Below are 15,958 nucleotides of genomic sequence, written 5' to 3'. Positions count from 1 at the left end.
CTCGTTAAGTGCGTCTTAAGCAGCGTCTTCATAATGAACAGCTCCCTCAACCTGCGGACCTGATGTCCGACCCAACAATGCGCGCACTCGTGGTGGAAGACGACCCCGGCATCGCCAGCGGCCTGCAGGCGTCGCTCAAGCAAGCCGGCTACGCGGTGGACGTGTGCGGCACGCTGGAGGCGGCGTGGCATGTGTTGTCGGTGGAGCCGGTGGACGTGTTGATCCTCGACCTCGGCCTGCCCGATGGGGACGGCCTCGATCTGCTGGCGCGCCTGCGCCGCCAGGCCCCGCCAGTGGCCGGACGCACCGCGCTGCCGCGCAACGACCTGCCGGTGCTGATCATGACCGCCCGCGACGGTGTGAGCGATCGCGTGAGCGGTCTGGACAGCGGCGCCGACGACTACATCGTCAAACCTTTTGATGCCACCGAGCTGCTGGCGCGCCTGCGCGCCATGTTGCGCCGGGCCAGCGGGCGCAGCAGCCCGGTGATCGCCCATGGCGAGCTGGTGGTGGACCCGGCCTCCCACACCGTGCTGCGCGCGGGCGAGCTGGTGCCGCTGGGCGGCAAGGAATTTGCGTTGCTGATGGCCTTGCTGCAGGCGCGACCCCAGGTGCTGTCCAAGTCGCGCCTGGAGTCGTCGTTGTACGGTTTTGGCGAGGCGCTGGAGAGCAACGCGATCGAAGTGCACATCCACCACCTGCGGCGCAAGCTGGGTGAGTCGCTCATCAAGACGGTGCGCGGCGTGGGCTACTTTGTGCCGCAACAAGACCCGCCCGCATGACGACGCCCGCACCGGGCGCGCGCCTGCCCACCCTGTGGCGCTACCTCTGGGCCTGGGTGGTGGGTGCCTTGCTGGTGGTGTGGACCACGCTGCTGCTGGTGGCCTGGTACACCGGTCACCACGAGGCCGAAGAGATCACCGACGGCCAGCTCGAAGCGGTGGCGCGCCTGTGGTTGTCGGTCGAGCCCGACAAGACCCTGTCCATTCCCGAGCCCATCGCCTCCAGCCGCAGCCGCGCCTACGTGCAGGACGTGGCCGTGCTGCACTGGGTCGATGGTGAGCTGTTCACCGACACGCACAACCTGGCCGGCAGCCTCGGGTTGAGCGATCCGCCCGCGCGGGGGTTCTCCAACCGGGTGCAGACCACCGGCAACGGCGAGGTGCGCTGGCGGGTGTACGCCGCCCCGGGGCAGGACGAACACGCGGCCGACTTCGTGGCGGTGCTGATGGACCTGGACCACCGGGTGGACCTCGGTCGCGACATGGCGCTCAAGCTGGCGCGGCCGGCCTTGCTGGTGCTGCCGCTGGTGGCGCTGCTGCTGTGGTGGGCGCTGCGCCGGGGTCTGAGTCCGCTGGTGCGCCTCTCGCGCGACGTGGCCGCGCTCGACGGGCTGGGCGGTCAGCGCCTGGACACGGCGCACCGCTTCCACGAGTTTTCCAGCACCGTGCGCGCCATCAACACGCTGGTGGATTCGCTGCAGATGCAGGCCCGGCGCGAGCGCGAATTTGCGTCGGACGTGGCGCACGAACTGCGCACGCCGCTGGCGGCCCTGTCGTTGCAGGCCAGTGCGGCCCAACACGACCCCTCGCCCGAACGGCTGGCGCAGCTGGAGGCCTCCGCGCTGCGGGCCGGCCACATCCTGTCGCAGTTGCTCGAACTTGCGCGCGCGCAGCGCGACGGCTCGGGCCGTGAGGCCTGGAAGGACGTGGCCCTGGGCGAGGCGGCCGCCGACCTGATCGCGTCCCACGCGCAAGAGGGCTTCGAGAGCCGCCACGAGCTGTCGCTGGAGCAGCCCGACGCGCCGGTGGTCCTGCACGTGCAGCCCATGCTGCTGGAGCTGGCCTTGCGCAACCTGATCGAGAACGCCTTGCGCCACACCCCGGCCGACACGCAGGTGGTGGTGGAGGTCTGGCAAAGCGCCAGCGAAGCCGGCGTCTCGGTCAGCGACGATGGCCAGCGGCCCGGTGCGCCTGCGCCCGTTGCGGCACACAGCACGTCGGGCCTGGGGCTGGGCCTGCGCCTGGTCCAGCGCATCGCCGAGCAGCTGGGTGCCACGCTGGAGCGCGACACCGGCGAAGCGCCCATGACCACGCGCTTCACGCTGCGCTGGCCGCGCCCGGCGCCATAAGGATCACTTAACCCGCGGGCGCGAAGCTGTCGGGGTCGGCATGTTCCGACTTCAGAAGCTTCGCCCATGTCTTCGACTCTTTCCCCGGCGCTGCCGTCCGGCACCCGCCTTTCCCAGCCCACCTGGCGCCCCGCCACCTCCGTGTGGCTGCTCGCGCTGTGGCTGGCCGTGGCCGGCAACCTGCCGCTGTGGCTGCGTGTGAACGAGCTGGCCGGCACGCCAACGCAGCGCCTGGCGCTGCTGGGGGGTTTCGGCCTGGTGGTGGTGGGTGTCACGGCGGCCCTGCTCTCGCTGCTGGCCTGGCCGCGCGTGTTCCGCCCCGTCGCCACGGCCCTGGTGCTGGTGAGCGCCTTCAACACCCACTTCATGCTGCAGTACGGCGCGGTGATCGACCCGACCATGATGGCCAACGTGGTGCAGACCGATGTGCGCGAGGTGCGCGATCTGATGTCCTGGGCCTTGCCGCTGACCGTGCTGCTGGTGGCGGGCCTGCCGCTGTGGGCGATCTGGCGCCGGCCCCTGGCCACGCGCAGCTGGCTGCCGCAGACCGGACGCAACGCGCTGGGCGCCCTGGTCGGCGTGGTCGTCGTGGTCGTGGCCACCCTGGTGACCTACCAGGACCTGGCGTCCCTCATGCGCAACCACAAGGAGCTGCGCTACATGATCAACCCGGTCAACACCTTGTATGCGGGCAGCCGCCTGGCCATCGACCAGTTGCCCAAACAGGTGCAGACCCTCAAGCCCGTGGGCGAGGACGCCCGGCTCGGCACCAGCTACACCAGTCAGGGCCAACCACCGCTGTTGATGCTGGTGGTGGGTGAGACCGCGCGCGCACAGAACTTCGGCCTCAACGGTTACGCGCGCCACACCACGCCGGCGCTCGCGCGCTGGCAGGCCGAGGAAGGCCTGGTCAACTTCAGCCAGGTGCAATCGTGCGGCACCAACACCAAGGTCTCGGTGCCCTGCCTGTTCTCGCCGCTCACGCGCGCGCAGGGCGGCGACCAGACGCCCGAGCACGAGAACCTGCTCGACGTGCTGCAGCGCGCGGGTCTGGCCGTGCTGTGGATCGACAACCAGGCCGGCTGCAAGGGCGTGTGCGCCCGGGTGCCCAACGCCAGCACGCTCGACCTCAAGATCCCCGGTCTTTGCGACAGCGGAGAGTGTCTGGACCCCGCCATGCTTGACGGCCTGGACGAACGCATCGCCGCGCTCGACCCGGTACGCCGCGCGCGCGGCGTGGTGCTGGTGATGCACCAGATGGGCAGCCACGGACCGGCCTATTACAAGCGCTCGTCCCCCGACCGCAAACCCTTCATGCCCGAGTGCACCAGCAACACGCTGTCCGACTGCCCGCCCGAGCAACTGGTCAACGCTTACGACAACTCGATCGCCTACACCGACCATTTTCTGGACCTGTCGCTGCGGTGGCTCAAGGCGCGCGAGCAGAGCGGCGCCAACGCCACCGGCCTGATCTACCTGTCCGACCACGGCGAATCGCTCGGCGAAAAGGGGCTGTACCTGCACGGTGTGCCCTACGCCATGGCGCCGCAGCAGCAGACCCATGTGCCCATGGTGGCCTGGCTCTCGCCGGGCCTGCAGCAGCGCAGTGGCGTGGGGCAGGCGTGCTTGAAGGCCCAGGCCGACAAGCCGCTCTCGCACGACAACCTGTTTCATTCGGTGCTCGGCCTGATGGATGTGCAGACCCAGGCGCACGAACTGGCGCTCGACATCCTCGCGCCGTGCGTGGCGTCTTACGCGCAGCTCGCTCCGGTCACGCCGACCGCGGCAAACTGAGGCGGGCGCACAGCCCACCGAGCGCACTGCGCTCCAGCGCGATGTCGCCACCATAGAGGCGGGCCAGATCGGCCACGATGGCCAGGCCCAGGCCGCTGCCCGGAGCCGATTCGTCCAGCCGCGCACCGCGCGCCAGCACCGCGTCGCGCTGCGCTGCCGAGATGCCCGGGCCGTCGTCGTCCACCGTGATCACCAGCGTTTCGCCTTCACGGGCCGCGCCGATCCGCACCGCGCTGCGCGCCCACAGGCCGGCGTTGTCCAGCAGGTTGCCCAGCATCTCCTGCAGGTCCTGTTCTTCGCCGGCGAAGGCCAGTGAGTCGTCCATGGGCGCCAGCGTGAAGGCGAGATGGCGCTCGGCATGGACGCGCTCCATCACACGCAGCAGTCCCGCGAGCACGGGAGCCAGCGGCGTGCGTTGGCCGGGCAACTGGAGCGAGGCCGCCACGCGCGAACGGCTGAGGTGGGCGTCGATGTGGCGCCGCGACGCCGCCACCTGCGCCTGCACCAGCGCCGGCAGATCCGCCGCACCGGCGCTGGCGGCCTGCGCCATCACCGCCAGCGGTGTCTTCAGCGCATGGGCCAGGTTGCCCGCGTGGGTGCGGGCGCGCGCCACCACCTCGGCGTTGGTGGCCAGCACCTGGTTGAAGTCGTTGATCAGGGGTTGGACCTCCGAGGGAAAGTCGCCTTGCAGGCGCTGCACGCGCCCCTGACGCACCTCGTTGAGCGCGCGTTGCAGGGCGCGCAACGGCGCCAGACCCACCAGCACCTGCGCCAGCGCCGCCAGCGCCAGCAGCGCGAGCAGGATCAGCAGCGACAGCGCCAGCACGCCGCGAAAGCGGTCGATCGCCTGGGCGGTTTGCTGCAGGTCGCCCGCCACGATCAGGCGCCATTGCGCGTCGGGCGTCTCCGCCGCGCGCACCGTGCGCTCCAGCATCAGCACCGGCGCATCTTGCGGGCCCAGCCCTTCGTGCACATGGATGCCGCCATCGGCCATCGCGTCGGCTTGCAGCGTGAGACTGCTGTCCCACAGCGAGCGCGAGCGCAGCACGCCGCTGCGGCTCTGGCCGTCCGCACTGAGCTGGTCCAGCTGCCAGTACAGACCGGAAAACGGCCGCTGCCAGCGCGGGTCCGACAGCGCCTGCGGATCGATCTGCGGCTGGCCGCCGGCGTCGAACACCAGCCGCGCGGTGAGCTGGTCGAGCTGCTGGGTGAGCGTGGTCTCGAACTGGCGCATCACGTGGTCGCGGAACAGGCCCCCGAGCACCACGCCGGCCAGCAGCAGCGCCAGCGCGAGCGCCACCAGGGTACCCAGCAGCAGGCGCATCCGCAGCGAGCCGGTCCAGCGTGTCATGGCGGCGGTACCAGCCGGTAGCCCAGCCCGCGCACAGTCTCGATCAGCGCGGGCGGCAGCTTCTTGCGCAGCCGGCCGACAAACACCTCGATGGTGTTGGAGTCGCGCTCGAAGTCCTGCGCGTAGATGTGTTCGGTGAGTTCGGTGCGCGAAACCACCGCGCCCGGGCGGTGCATCAAATACTCAAGCACCTTGTATTCGTGGCTGGTCAGCGCCACGGTCTGGCCCTGCAGCGTCACGCGGCCGCTGCGCGTGTCCAGCGCCAGCTCGCCGCACTGCAGCAGCGGCGAGGCCAGGCCACCGGCGCGGCGGATGAGCGCGCGCAGGCGCGCCAGCAGCTCTTCCATGTGGAAAGGTTTGGTGAGGTAGTCGTCGGCACCGGCGTCGATGCCGGCCACCTTCTCGCTCCAGTTGTCGCGCGCGGTGAGGATGAGTACCGGCACCACCCGGCCTGCATTGCGCCAGCGCTTGAGCACGCTCAGGCCATCGAGGACTGGCAGGCCGAGGTCGAGCACCACCGCGTCGAAGGCTTCGGTGTCGCCCAGAAAGTGCGCGTCGCGTCCGTTGTCGGCCTCGTCCACCGCGTAGCCGGCCTCATGCAGGCCCGTGCGCAGCTGCGCGCGCAGGGTGGGGTCGTCTTCAACCAGCAGGATGCGCATGGGTGGGTGGGCTCAACGTTCCTTGCGGCGCAGCACGGTGGCGGTCCTGGCGTCGAGTTCGAGCTTCACCAGCCGCCCGTCGCCCTGCAGCAGCTTGACTTCGTACACCAGCCGGCCGTCTTCGTCCTCCAGCTCCACGTCCAGCACCTGGCCCGGGTGCTCGCGCTCCAGGCGTTCGAGCACGGTGCGCAGCGGCACCACCTGACCCGCTTTCACGGCCGCGCGCGCCCGGTCGTGGTCCCGGTCGCTGGCGCTCGCAGGCGAGCTGAGCAACACGCCGGCCAGCAGGCTGGTCAGCGCGATGAACGGGAGGGTTGAGGAGCGCGGTGGTTTCACGGTGGGGCAGGCAGCAAAGGGCTGACCATGCGCCGGACCATTGTGCGGGTCGAACCTGAACGCCCGATGAACGCGCGCTTCAGGTGCCGTACAGCCGGGGTTTCGCAAGATGCCTTCACCCCGATCACTCGACGCACGCCATGAACCCCGCATCCCAAGTTCTCCGACTCGCAGCCCTCGCGCTGCTGGCCCTCGAAGCGGTGGCCGCCCACGCCGGCGACACCACGCCGGCCGAGCAGCTCAGCCGCTGGAGCGCGCAAGCCGGCGCGCCGGGCAACGCGTCCAAAGGCCAGGCTTTCTTCAACCAGCGCCACGGGGGTGAATGGTCCTGCGCTTCGTGCCACGGCACACCGCCCACACGCCAGGGCGAACACGCGAGCACGGCCAAGCCCATCGCCCCGCTGGCGCCGGCCTTCAACGCCCAGGCCTTCACCGATGCCGCCAAGTCGGACAAGTGGTTCCGCCGCAACTGCAAGGACGTGCTTAGCCGCGAATGCAGCGCCGCCGAGAAGGCCGACGTGATGGCGTACCTGCTCAGCCTCAAACCCTGAAAGCCGCTCCATGAAAACGATCTCCACTGCCTTGGTCATGGCCCTCGCCGGCCTGACCACCGCCCACGCCGACAGCGGCCCGATGATGCCGCGCAGCGTGCCGCAGGCCTACACGCAGGAGTGCGCTGCCTGCCACACCGCCTACCCGCCGGGCATGCTGCCGGCGCGTTCGTGGCAACGCATCATGGGCGGGCTCGACCAGCACTTCGGCACCGACGCCTCGCTCGACGCCGCCACCGTCACCCAACTCGGCCAGTGGCTGCAGACGCACGCGGGCACCTACAAGCGCGTGAACGAAGAGCCCCCGCAGGACCGCATCACGCGCTCCGCCTGGTTCGAGCGCAAGCACCGGGGCATCGACCCCGCCGTGTGGAAACACGCCAGCGTGAAGAGCGCGGCCAACTGCGCCGCCTGCCACACCGGCGCCCACCAGGGCCTGTACGACGACGACAACCTCCGTTTCCCGCCGGGCCTGGACGCGCGGCTGCGCCGCGGCTGGGACGACTGAACTTCTGAAAGACGACCATGCACACCGCACCCGACTTCAACACTTCCACCCGCCCCGAGGCCACACGTGCCCTGCCTGTGCCCACGCGGCTCGTCATCGACGCGCCCATGCGCATGTTCCACTGGCTTTTCGCACTGAGCTTCGTGGGCGCCTACATCACCGCCGACGGTGAACGCTGGCGGCTGCTGCACGTCACCCTGGGCTACACCCTGGCCGGGCTGCTCGCGTTTCGCTTGCTGTACGGCCTCCTCGGGCCGCGCCAGGCGGGCCTGGGTCAGCTCTGGCGCAAGCTCGCGGGCGCACCGGCGTGGTTGCGTTCATTCACCTCGGCGCCGGGTCTGACAGCCATCCACTGGCGCCAGGGTCAGAACCTGCTGATGGCACTCGCCGTGTTCGCGCTGCTGGTGATGATGGTGCCGCTCACGCTCAGCGGCTACGGCAGCTACAACGACTGGGGCGACTGGCTGGAAGACGTGCACGAGTTCTTCGGCGAGGCCTTCCTGGTGGTCGTGCTCGGCCACATCGCGCTGATCGCGGGCTTGAGCTTGCTGCGCCGCAAGAACCAGGCGCTGCCCATGCTCACCGGCCGCGTGGAGGGTCCAGGCCCGAGCCTGGTGAAGCACAACCGGGTCTGGCTGGCGGTGGTGCTGCTGGCCGCGGTGCTGGCGTTCGGCGCCTGGCAGTGGCAGCAGTCGCCCAAAGGCCTGGTGTCGGCCCAGGTATGGAGCGGTCTGCTGGCAGGGCAGTCGGACCACGAGGATGACGATTGAGGGAGGGCTGAGGAAGGGCCTTTCCTACAATGCGTGGGTTTGTCATCCACCCACCTGCACAGCACCATGTCCTTCATCCGCTTCTCCGATCTCTGCTCCAGTGGCCGCGTCCAGGGCCAGCGCGTCTTCATCCGGGCCGACCTCAACGTGCCACAGGACGACACGGGTCGCATCACCGAGGACACCCGCATCCGCGCGAGCATCCCGGCGATCCAGATGGCGCTCGACGCGGGCGCGGCCGTCATGGTCACCTCGCACCTGGGCCGTCCCACCGAGGGCGCGTTCAAGCCCGAAGACTCGCTGCAGCCCGTGGCCGCGCGCCTGTCGGCGCTGATGAACCGCCCGGTGCGCCTGGTGGCCGACTGGGTCGATGGCGATTTTTCGGTGGCGCCCGGTGAGGTGGTGCTGCTGGAAAACTGCCGCCTGAACGTGGGCGAGAAGAAGAACAGCCCCGAACTCGCGAAGAAGCTCGGTGCCCTGTGCGACATCTTTGTGCACGACGCCTTCGGCACCTCGCACCGCGCCGAGGGCACCACCTACGGCATCGCCGAGACCGCACCGATTGCCTGCGCCGGTCCGCTGCTGGCCGCCGAGATGGACGCGATTGCCGCCGCGCTGCTCGCGCCCAAGCGCCCGCTGGTGGCCATCGTGGCCGGGAGCAAGGTCAGCACCAAGCTCACCATCCTGAAGAGCCTGGCGAGCAAGGTCGACCAGCTCATCGTGGGCGGCGGCATCGCCAACACCTTCATGCTCGCGGCGGGCCTGAAGATCGGCAAGAGCCTGGCCGAGGCCGACCTGGTGAACGAGGCCAAGGCCGTGATCGACGCCATGAAGGCGCGCGGCGCCGAGGTGCCGATTCCCACCGACGTGGTGACCGCCAAGGGCTTCAGCGCCGACGCCGTGGCCACGGTGAAAGCCGCCACCGACGTGGCCGACGACGACCTGATCCTCGACATCGGCCCCCAGACCGCGGCCAAGCTGGCCGAGCAGCTGATGAAGGCCGGCACCATTGTGTGGAACGGCCCGGTCGGCGTGTTCGAGTTCGCGGCCTTCGAGAACGGCACCAAGGTGATCGCCGAAGCGATTGCCAGGAGCAGCGCCTTCAGCATCGCGGGTGGCGGCGACACGCTGGCGGCCATTGCCAAATACGGCATCGAGAAGGACGTGGGCTACATCTCCACCGGCGGTGGTGCTTTCCTGGAAGTGCTGGAAGGCAAGACCTTGCCGGCGTTTGAAGTTCTGGCGAGAAGAGCCCAGGGCTGAATCAAGGTTTTCGGGTGGGAATGTGCGCCACCACCCACACGCCGATGAGTGCTGCGATCAACACGATCGCGAGCACCACCGGCCGCTCGCGCAGTCCCCACGCCGACAGGCCCACCATCACCACCATGCTCACCTGTGCCACGGTTTTGCTGCGGCGTGTGAGGCTGCGGTGCGCTTCCCAGTCGCGCACCATGGGGCCGAGAAAACGGTGGTTGAGCAGCCAGCCGTGCAGCCGGGGCGAGGCCTTGGCGTAGCAGGCGGCGGCCAGCAGGATGAAGGGCGTGGTCGGCAGGCCGGGCAGCACCACGCCGATGAGGCCCAGCGCCAGCGCCACACTGCCCGCCAGCCACAGCAGCCAGCGAACCGCGCTCGAACGGTGCAGGCTCATGGCGCCCACCAGCCCAGAGGATGGCGCGCCAGCGCCATCGAAGCCATGAAGGCGACGCAGAGCAGCGCGGCCAGCAGGCACAGCGCACGCACCGGGGTGGATGCGGTGCTGCGCATGGCCACCGTGCCCAGCGCGATGTAGACCACCAGCAGGCCGAGCTTGAGGCCGAACCAGGGCGTGTGCAGCGGGTTGAGCTGCAGCAGCCACCACAGGCCCGCGCCGGCCGTGAGCAACGCGGTGTCGACCCCCTCGCTCGCGCGGCGCCAGCCCTTGCGAAACGGCCAGACCTGGCCCTGCAGCGCGGCAAGTGCACGCACAGAGAACAGGCCCACGCTGGTCACGACCAGGCCGAGGTGGCTCTTGAGCAGCAGCGGGTAGGCCCAGGCGATGTCCGGGGTTGGCATGGGGGGTGTGGGTGGTCGGGCGGGCGTTGCGGGTCGCTGCCAGCATAGCCGCTCCCACCCAAGGGCGGCACCGCTGGGCCCTCAGCAGCAGGCTGCCGGCCGGGGTTCGAACTGCGGAAACAGCTGGTTGTTTTCCAGGTGGATGTGGGCGATCAGGTCGTCGGCAAACTGGTCAATGCCGGCGTAGAGCGCGCGCCAGGTGTTGCACGCGCCTTCGGGTGGCGTGGCGTCGTGCGTCAGCGCCATCAGGCGATCAAGCTGTTCACCGTGGCTGGTGTGTTCCTCGCGCATCACGCCGATGGGGTGCACCGCCATGCCGCGCCCACCCGCCTTGAGCATGGGGAAGAGGATGTTTTCCTCCTTGGCCATGTGCTCCAGCATTTCGGTCTCGATGGCTTCGAGGTGTTCGGCCAGACCCGTGGGCACATCGGGGTGCTCGCGGTGCACCGCCTGCACCCGGCGCGCCATGCGGATCAGCTCGGGCAACTGCTCCCGGTGCACCGCGTGGTAGCGCGTGAGGATGTGGTCGATCATCTCGGCCGGGGCTTGCGGCACTGCGGGCGCGTCCGGGCGGTCCAGCCGCGCGAGCTCGGCCAGCACCGCGTCCACGTCGAGGCCCTTGTTGTCACAGGCCTGCTGCAGGGCGATCTGGCCGCCACAGCAGAAGTCGAGCTTGAGGCGGCGGAACACAGCGGTGGAACCCGGCAACGCAACAGCGATATGGCCAATGGGCTGGCTGGCACGCTCCAGGGTGTCGGCGGGGGCGAAGGTGGTGTTCATGGTCAAGGTCCTTGAATGTTCATTTGGTATGAATATATTAAGGCATAAAATGCAGACAACATGAACATTCAGACCATCCACACGGACATCGGCCATCAGGAGGATGCGGCATGCGACTGACCCAATGGACCGACTACAGCCTGCGCGTGCTGATGTACTGCGCCGCCAGCGAACAGCGCGAGCAGCGCGCCACCGTGGGTGAAATCGCCGAGGCCCACGGCATCTCGCGCAGCCACCTCACCAAGATCGTGATGACGCTCTCCGGCCTGGGCCTGCTGGAGACCACGCGCGGGCGTGGGGGTGGCCTGCGCCTGCTCAAGCCGGCACACACCATCGTGGTGGGCGAGGTGGTTCGCCAGACCGAGAGCGACTTCACCCTGGTGGAATGCTTCGACGCCGAGCACAACAGCTGCCGCCTCGACGGCCACTGCCGCCTCAAGACGGCGCTGCGCGAGGCCATGGACCGCTATCTGGAGGTGCTCGACAGCGTGACGCTGGCCGACCTGGTCGCGCCCGCGCCGGGTGCGCGCAACCAGCGGGTGCACTTTCTGCCCGGCCTGCCCCGCCCGCCCGAGCTTGCAGCCCGTCGCACACGGGTATCTGCCGGCGGCGAAAGCCGCTAACCTGCGTCGATGGTGTCCACCGCTTCGCTGTCGACCAAACTGGTGCGCATCGGCGCCGGGTTGCTGCTCGTCGCGCTCGCGTCGATCGGCCTCACACTGTGGGTGACCTGGCAGCTTGAAGGCGGTGCGGCCGCGGTGAACGAAGCCGGGCGCATGCGCATGCAGACCTGGCGCCTCACCAGCGTGGCGCAGGCCGGGCGTGCACCGCAGGACGTGGCGGCGCTGGTGCAGCAGTTCGACCAGAGCCTGGAGCTGCTGCGCCAGGGCGATGCCAGCCGCCCGCTCTTCGTGCCCTGGGACGACGCGGTGGCTCGCGAATTCGCCACCGTGGAGGCGCTGTGGCAGAACCAGCGCCCCTTGTGGCTGCAAGACACAGCGCCCGAGCCGGCGCAGGCGCTGGCCGCGGCCGACACCTTCGTCGAGGCCATCGATGCCCTGGTGCTGGCGATTGAAAAACAGCTCTCCGGTTTCACCGCCATCCTCAACCTGTTCCAGTTCCTCATGATGGCGCTGGCCATCTGCGGCGCGGTGGTGATGCTATACACCGGCTACATGTACGTGATCAACCCGCTCGCCCACCTGCGCCAGGGCTTGCGCCGGCTGGAGTCGGGCGACTTCAAGGCGCGTGTGGAGGTCGAGACGCTCGACGAGTTCGGCCAGGTGGCGGCGGGCTTCAACCGCATGGCGGCCACGCTGCAGTCGATGTACGCCGGTCTGGAGAGCCAGGTCGAAACCAAGACACGCCACATCGAGGCACAGCGCGCGCGACTGGAGACGCTGTACGAGGTCAGCGCCTTCATGGCGCATGCCGGCAGCATCGAAGAACTCTCGCGCGGCTTCGCCCAGCGCGTGCGCGCGGTGGTGAAAGCCGACGCGGTGGCGGTGCGCTGGAGCGACGAGGCCAGCCAGCGGTACATGATGCTGGCCTCCGACTGTTTTCCGCAGGAGATGGTGGAGGAGGAGCGCAGCCTGCTGGCCGGGGCCTGCGCCTGCGGCAACCTGCAACCCGATGCACGCACGAGGGTGATTCCCATCCGCAGCCACGACGAGCAGGAGGTGCGCCACTGCGTGCGCGCCGGCTTCGAGACGCTGGTGAGCGTGCCGGTGCGCCTGCAGCAGCGCCTCATCGGCGAGGTCAATCTGTTCTACCGCTCGCACACCAGCCTGAGCGCTGGCGAGACCGAGCTGCTCGACGCGCTGGCCAGCCACCTGGCCAACGCACTGGAGAGCCTGCGCGCTTCGGCGCTGGAGCGAGAGGCCGCGGTGGGCGAAGAGCGCGCGCTGATTGCACGCGAGCTGCACGACTCCATCGCGCAGTCGCTGGCCTTTCTCAAGATCCAGGTGCAGCTGCTGCGCAACGCGGCGAGCAAGGGCCAGGACGCGCGGGTGATGAGCACGCTCGATGAACTCGACGAAGGCCTGCGCGAGAGCATCAACGACGTGCGTGAACTGCTGGTGCACTTTCGCACCCGCACCAACACCGACGACATCGAACGTGCGCTGCAGGAGACGCTGCAGAAGTTCCAGCACCAGACCGGATTGAGCGCGAAGCTGCACGTCGAGGGCCACGGCCTGCCCCTGCCGGCCGACGTGCAGGTGCAGGTGCTGCATGTGCTGCAGGAATCGCTCTCCAACGTGCGCAAGCACGCGGGAGCCGGCCATGTGCAGCTCGATGTGATCAAGGGCGCGCACTGGCGCTTTCGTGTGCGCGACGACGGCGCGGGCTTCGACACGCTGGACACGCCCGACGAGTCCCACGTGGGGCTGAAGATCATGCGCGAGCGTGCCGCCCTCATCGGCGCGCGTGTCGAGGTGAGCTCCGACCCCGGGCAAGGCACCACCGTGACCCTGACCCTGCCACCCCACCCGGTGGCGGCCAGCCCGACCACCGCCCCCGCCACCGAACACAGCGCCCCATGACCGACACGCCTGCCCGCCCGATCCAGTTGCTCGTTGTGGACGACCACTCCCTGTTCCGCCGCGGGCTCATGGCCCTGCTTGAGCAGGACCCGCGCTTCGAGGTGACCTGCGAAGCGGGCGACGTGGGCGAGGCGCTGCGCTGTGCGGCCCGCCGGCGGCCCGACGTGATCCTGCTCGACAACCACCTGCCCGGTGTGCTGGGCGTGGACGCCATCCCCGCGCTGCGCGAGGCCGCGCCGGGCAGCCGCGTGCTCATGCTCACCGTGAGCGAGAACGAGGCCGACCTGGTGGCCGCGCTCAAGGCCGGTGCCGACGGTTATCTGCTCAAGACGGTGGAGTCGCACCACCTGTGCGAGGCCATCGTCAAGGTGATGGACGGCGAGTCGGTGGTCAGCCCCGAGATGACGACCAAGCTGGTGTCGGCGCTGCGCTCGCAGCCACCCGCCAACGGAGCCGCGCCCGACGCGCCGGCGTCCACCGCCACGGCCACCTCCGGCGCCGAACTCGCCTCGCTGTCGGTGCGGGAACTTGAAATCCTGCATTTGATCGCACGGGGCGACAGCAACAAACACATCGCCCGCCAGCTCGACATCGCCGAGACCACAGTCAAGATCCACGTGCAGCACATCCTGCGCAAACTCCACCTCACCTCGCGTGTGCAGGCAGCGGTGTTCGCCGCCCGCCACGCCTGACCAGGACACCCCCATGGCACTGCACCACCTCGACTCCGGCGAAATGGCCAACCTCCTGAACCAGGGCGGCGACGCGCTCAGCACGCAGTCCGTGGCGCTCTTCAAGTCGGAGCAGCTCGAAGTCATCCGCCTGCGGCTGCCGCTGGGCAAGGGCATGCCGATGCACCAGGTCCCGGGAGAGATCACCGTGCAATGCCTCGAAGGTGTGATCGATTTCGAAACACCCGAAGGCGTGCAGCGGCTGCAGGCCGGGCAACTGCTCTTCCTGCGCGGCGGCGTACCGCACAGCCTGCTCGCGGCGGAAGACGCCAGCGTGCTGGTCACGATCGTTCTCGTGCATTGATCCAGATCAACTGACGGCTGCAAAAGAGCCGCGGTAGTTCTTCCGGACGCCCTGCGTCCTTTCCCCATCGTTCTTCAGAGCCGCCCCCGCCACCCGGGAGGCGGATAGCCACCAGCGCGCCCAGCGCCGACAGTCTTGCCATGCCCCGCGTGGAGAAAGACAACATGGCTTCTGAACTGAACAACGACAAAAAAGCGTGGTCCGTGCTGATCGTCAGCACGCTGGCCTTCACCGTGTGCTTCATGGGGTGGATGATGTTCGGCGTCATCGGCATCCCGATCAAGAAGGCGCTCGACCTCAACTCCACCCAGTTCGGCCTGCTCATGGCCACACCGGTGCTCACCGGCTCGCTGGTTCGCGTGCCGCTGGGCATCTGGACCGACCGCTACGGTGGCCGCATCGTGATGGCCCTGCTCATGGCCACCACCGTGCCGGCGATCTGGCTCATGAGCTACGCCACCGCCTACTGGCACTTCCTCACCATCGGTTTGTTCGTGGGCCTCGCGGGCGGATCGTTCTCGGTCGGCACGCCCTATGTGGCGCGCTGGTTCCCCAAGCACCGCCAGGGCATGGCCATGGGCGTGTACGGCGCGGGCAACTCGGGCGCAGCGGTCAACAAGTTCGTGGCCCCGGTGCTGCTGGTGGCCTTTGGCTGGGCCATGGTGCCGCAGGTGTACGCGGCCATCATGCTGGGCACGGTGGTGCTGTTCTGGCTCTTCACCTACAGCAACCCCGACCACCTGGTGCCGAGCAACGTGTCCTTCACGGACCAGCTCAAGGCGCTCAAGGACCCCAAGGTGCTCAAGTACTGCCAGTACTACAGCATCGTCTTCGGCGGCTACGTGGCGCTCTCGCTCTGGATGGTGCAGTACTACGTGGGCGAGTTCGGTCTGGACATCCGCGTGGCCGCACTGCTGGCGGCCTGCTTCTCGCTGCCCGGTGGCGTGCTGCGCGCGGTGGGTGGCGTGATGTCGGACAAGTTCGGCGCGCACAAGGTCACCTGGTGGGTGCTGTGGGTGAGCTGGATCTGCCTCTTCCTGCTCTCGTATCCGCAGACCGATTTCACCGTGGCGACGGTGGATGGGCCCAAAACTTTCCACATCGGCCTCAACGTCTATCTCTTCACCGGCCTGATGTTCATCCTGGGCATCGCCTGGGCCTTCGGCAAGGCCAGTGTCTTCAAGTACATCAGCGACGACTACCCGAAAAACATCGGTGCCATCAGCGGCATCGTCGGCCTGGCCGGTGGCCTGGGGGGCTTCGTGCTGCCCATCCTGTTCGGGGTGTTGATGGACCTCACCGGCATCCGCTCCAGCGCCTTCATGTTGATGTACGGCGTGGTCTGGGTCTCGCTCATCTGGATGTACTGGACCGAGGTCCGCCAGACCGAGGTCATGGGCGCCAACGCCAAACCCTTTTCCCTTCAGAACTGACGTCGTGTCAGT

General features: G+C 68.7%; 18 protein-coding genes. 12 read left to right on the top strand and 6 right to left on the bottom strand.

From position 1 onward, the window contains the following. The first annotated feature begins 77 nt into the window (after window positions 1-77). The 3 genes from Q1W68_RS14495 (at window position 78) to Q1W68_RS14485 (ending at window position 3,925) form a co-directional block, all read left to right on the top strand. Window positions 78-782: a response regulator transcription factor gene (locus tag Q1W68_RS14495; RefSeq protein ID WP_300654968.1), complete on the top strand. Its 705-nt coding sequence runs from the start codon at window positions 78-80 to the stop codon at window positions 780-782. Further along, complete coding sequence (locus Q1W68_RS14490; RefSeq protein WP_300659727.1) at window positions 779-2,131, top strand: HAMP domain-containing sensor histidine kinase; 1,353 nt, start codon at window positions 779-781, stop codon at window positions 2,129-2,131. Before Q1W68_RS14495 ends, Q1W68_RS14490 begins: the two co-directional genes overlap by 4 nt. 66 nt (window positions 2,132-2,197) lie before the next feature. Beyond that, window positions 2,198-3,925 (top strand): phosphoethanolamine--lipid A transferase, encoded by a 1,728-nt coding sequence (locus Q1W68_RS14485; RefSeq protein ID WP_300654928.1) that lies wholly within the window; start codon window positions 2,198-2,200, stop codon window positions 3,923-3,925. Here Q1W68_RS14485 and Q1W68_RS14480 read toward each other — a convergent pair. Genes Q1W68_RS14480 through Q1W68_RS14470 form a run of 3 tightly spaced genes read right to left on the bottom strand, consistent with a single transcriptional unit; the run spans window position 3,903 to window position 6,271 of the window. Next, window positions 3,903-5,276, bottom strand: a complete 1,374-nt coding sequence (locus Q1W68_RS14480) for a sensor histidine kinase (RefSeq protein ID WP_300654926.1) — start codon at window positions 5,274-5,276, stop codon at window positions 3,903-3,905. The two genes, Q1W68_RS14485 and Q1W68_RS14480, sit on opposite strands and share 23 nt — an antisense overlap. Next, on the bottom strand, window positions 5,273-5,935 hold the full coding sequence (locus tag Q1W68_RS14475) for a response regulator transcription factor (RefSeq protein ID WP_300654924.1): 663 nt from the start codon (window positions 5,933-5,935) through the stop codon (window positions 5,273-5,275). The genes Q1W68_RS14480 and Q1W68_RS14475 overlap by 4 nt, the downstream gene beginning before the upstream one ends. Before the next feature lie 12 nt (window positions 5,936-5,947). Beyond that, on the bottom strand, window positions 5,948-6,271 hold the full coding sequence (locus Q1W68_RS14470; protein WP_300654922.1) for a PepSY domain-containing protein: 324 nt from the start codon (window positions 6,269-6,271) through the stop codon (window positions 5,948-5,950). Window positions 6,272-6,411: 140 nt separating this feature from the next. On the opposite strand from Q1W68_RS14470, the gene Q1W68_RS14465 reads away from it, so the two are divergent. The 4 genes from Q1W68_RS14465 to Q1W68_RS14450 all read left to right on the top strand — a co-directional run bounded on the left by Q1W68_RS14465 (window position 6,412) and on the right by Q1W68_RS14450 (window position 9,363). Then, window positions 6,412-6,822 (top strand): DUF1924 domain-containing protein, encoded by a 411-nt coding sequence (locus Q1W68_RS14465; RefSeq protein WP_300654920.1) that lies wholly within the window; start codon window positions 6,412-6,414, stop codon window positions 6,820-6,822. Window positions 6,823-6,832: 10 nt separating this feature from the next. After that, the gene (locus Q1W68_RS14460) at window positions 6,833-7,330 is read left to right on the top strand and encodes a diheme cytochrome c (protein ID WP_300654918.1); all 498 of its coding nucleotides are present in this window, start codon (window positions 6,833-6,835) and stop codon (window positions 7,328-7,330) included. Between the two features lie 17 nt (window positions 7,331-7,347). Beyond that, window positions 7,348-8,100, top strand: coding sequence for a cytochrome b/b6 domain-containing protein (locus Q1W68_RS14455; protein WP_300654917.1), 753 nt, complete (start codon window positions 7,348-7,350; stop codon window positions 8,098-8,100). 66 nt (window positions 8,101-8,166) lie between these two features. Further along, window positions 8,167-9,363 (top strand): phosphoglycerate kinase, encoded by a 1,197-nt coding sequence (locus Q1W68_RS14450; protein WP_300717017.1) that lies wholly within the window; start codon window positions 8,167-8,169, stop codon window positions 9,361-9,363. A 1-nt stretch (window position 9,364) separates the two neighbouring features. Here the strand turns inward: Q1W68_RS14450 and Q1W68_RS14445 are convergent, their stop codons facing one another. From Q1W68_RS14445 to ytfE, 3 genes are all read right to left on the bottom strand, one after another. Further along, window positions 9,365-9,751, bottom strand: coding sequence for a YbaN family protein (locus Q1W68_RS14445; RefSeq protein ID WP_300654912.1), 387 nt, complete (start codon window positions 9,749-9,751; stop codon window positions 9,365-9,367). After that, a complete protein-coding gene (locus tag Q1W68_RS14440; protein WP_300654910.1) occupies window positions 9,748-10,155 on the bottom strand; it encodes a SirB2 family protein in 408 nt (135 codons plus the stop codon). The genes Q1W68_RS14445 and Q1W68_RS14440 overlap by 4 nt, the downstream gene beginning before the upstream one ends. An 81-nt stretch (window positions 10,156-10,236) precedes the next feature. Then, window positions 10,237-10,935 (bottom strand): iron-sulfur cluster repair protein YtfE, encoded by a 699-nt coding sequence (gene ytfE, locus Q1W68_RS14435; protein ID WP_300654907.1) that lies wholly within the window; start codon window positions 10,933-10,935, stop codon window positions 10,237-10,239. A gap of 110 nt (window positions 10,936-11,045) precedes the next feature. Here ytfE and Q1W68_RS14430 point away from each other — a divergent pair, with 110 nt between their 5' ends. From Q1W68_RS14430 to Q1W68_RS18440, 5 genes are all read left to right on the top strand, one after another. Beyond that, a complete protein-coding gene (locus tag Q1W68_RS14430) occupies window positions 11,046-11,558 on the top strand; it encodes an Rrf2 family transcriptional regulator (RefSeq protein WP_300716988.1) in 513 nt (170 codons plus the stop codon). 9 nt (window positions 11,559-11,567) lie between these two features. Then, window positions 11,568-13,478, top strand: a complete 1,911-nt coding sequence (locus Q1W68_RS14425) for a type IV pili methyl-accepting chemotaxis transducer N-terminal domain-containing protein (RefSeq protein WP_300654903.1) — start codon at window positions 11,568-11,570, stop codon at window positions 13,476-13,478. Next, window positions 13,475-14,170 carry a response regulator gene (locus Q1W68_RS14420; RefSeq protein ID WP_300654901.1) on the top strand — a complete coding sequence of 232 codons (696 nt, stop codon included), beginning with the start codon at window positions 13,475-13,477 and terminating at the stop codon, window positions 14,168-14,170. The genes Q1W68_RS14425 and Q1W68_RS14420 overlap by 4 nt, the downstream gene beginning before the upstream one ends. 13 nt (window positions 14,171-14,183) lie before the next feature. Then, complete coding sequence (locus Q1W68_RS14415) at window positions 14,184-14,513, top strand: cupin domain-containing protein (protein WP_300654898.1); 330 nt, start codon at window positions 14,184-14,186, stop codon at window positions 14,511-14,513. Between the two features lie 164 nt (window positions 14,514-14,677). Then, window positions 14,678-15,946: a nitrate/nitrite transporter gene (locus Q1W68_RS18440; protein ID WP_366146711.1), complete on the top strand. Its 1,269-nt coding sequence runs from the start codon at window positions 14,678-14,680 to the stop codon at window positions 15,944-15,946. The last annotated feature ends 12 nt before the right edge of the window (window positions 15,947-15,958 follow it).

Source organism: Hydrogenophaga sp., assembly GCF_030158645.1.
Taxonomy (GTDB): domain Bacteria; phylum Pseudomonadota; class Gammaproteobacteria; order Burkholderiales; family Burkholderiaceae_C; genus Hydrogenophaga.
Note: the sequence above shows the minus strand (reverse complement) of the source record. Positions and strands in the feature narration are given on the sequence as shown.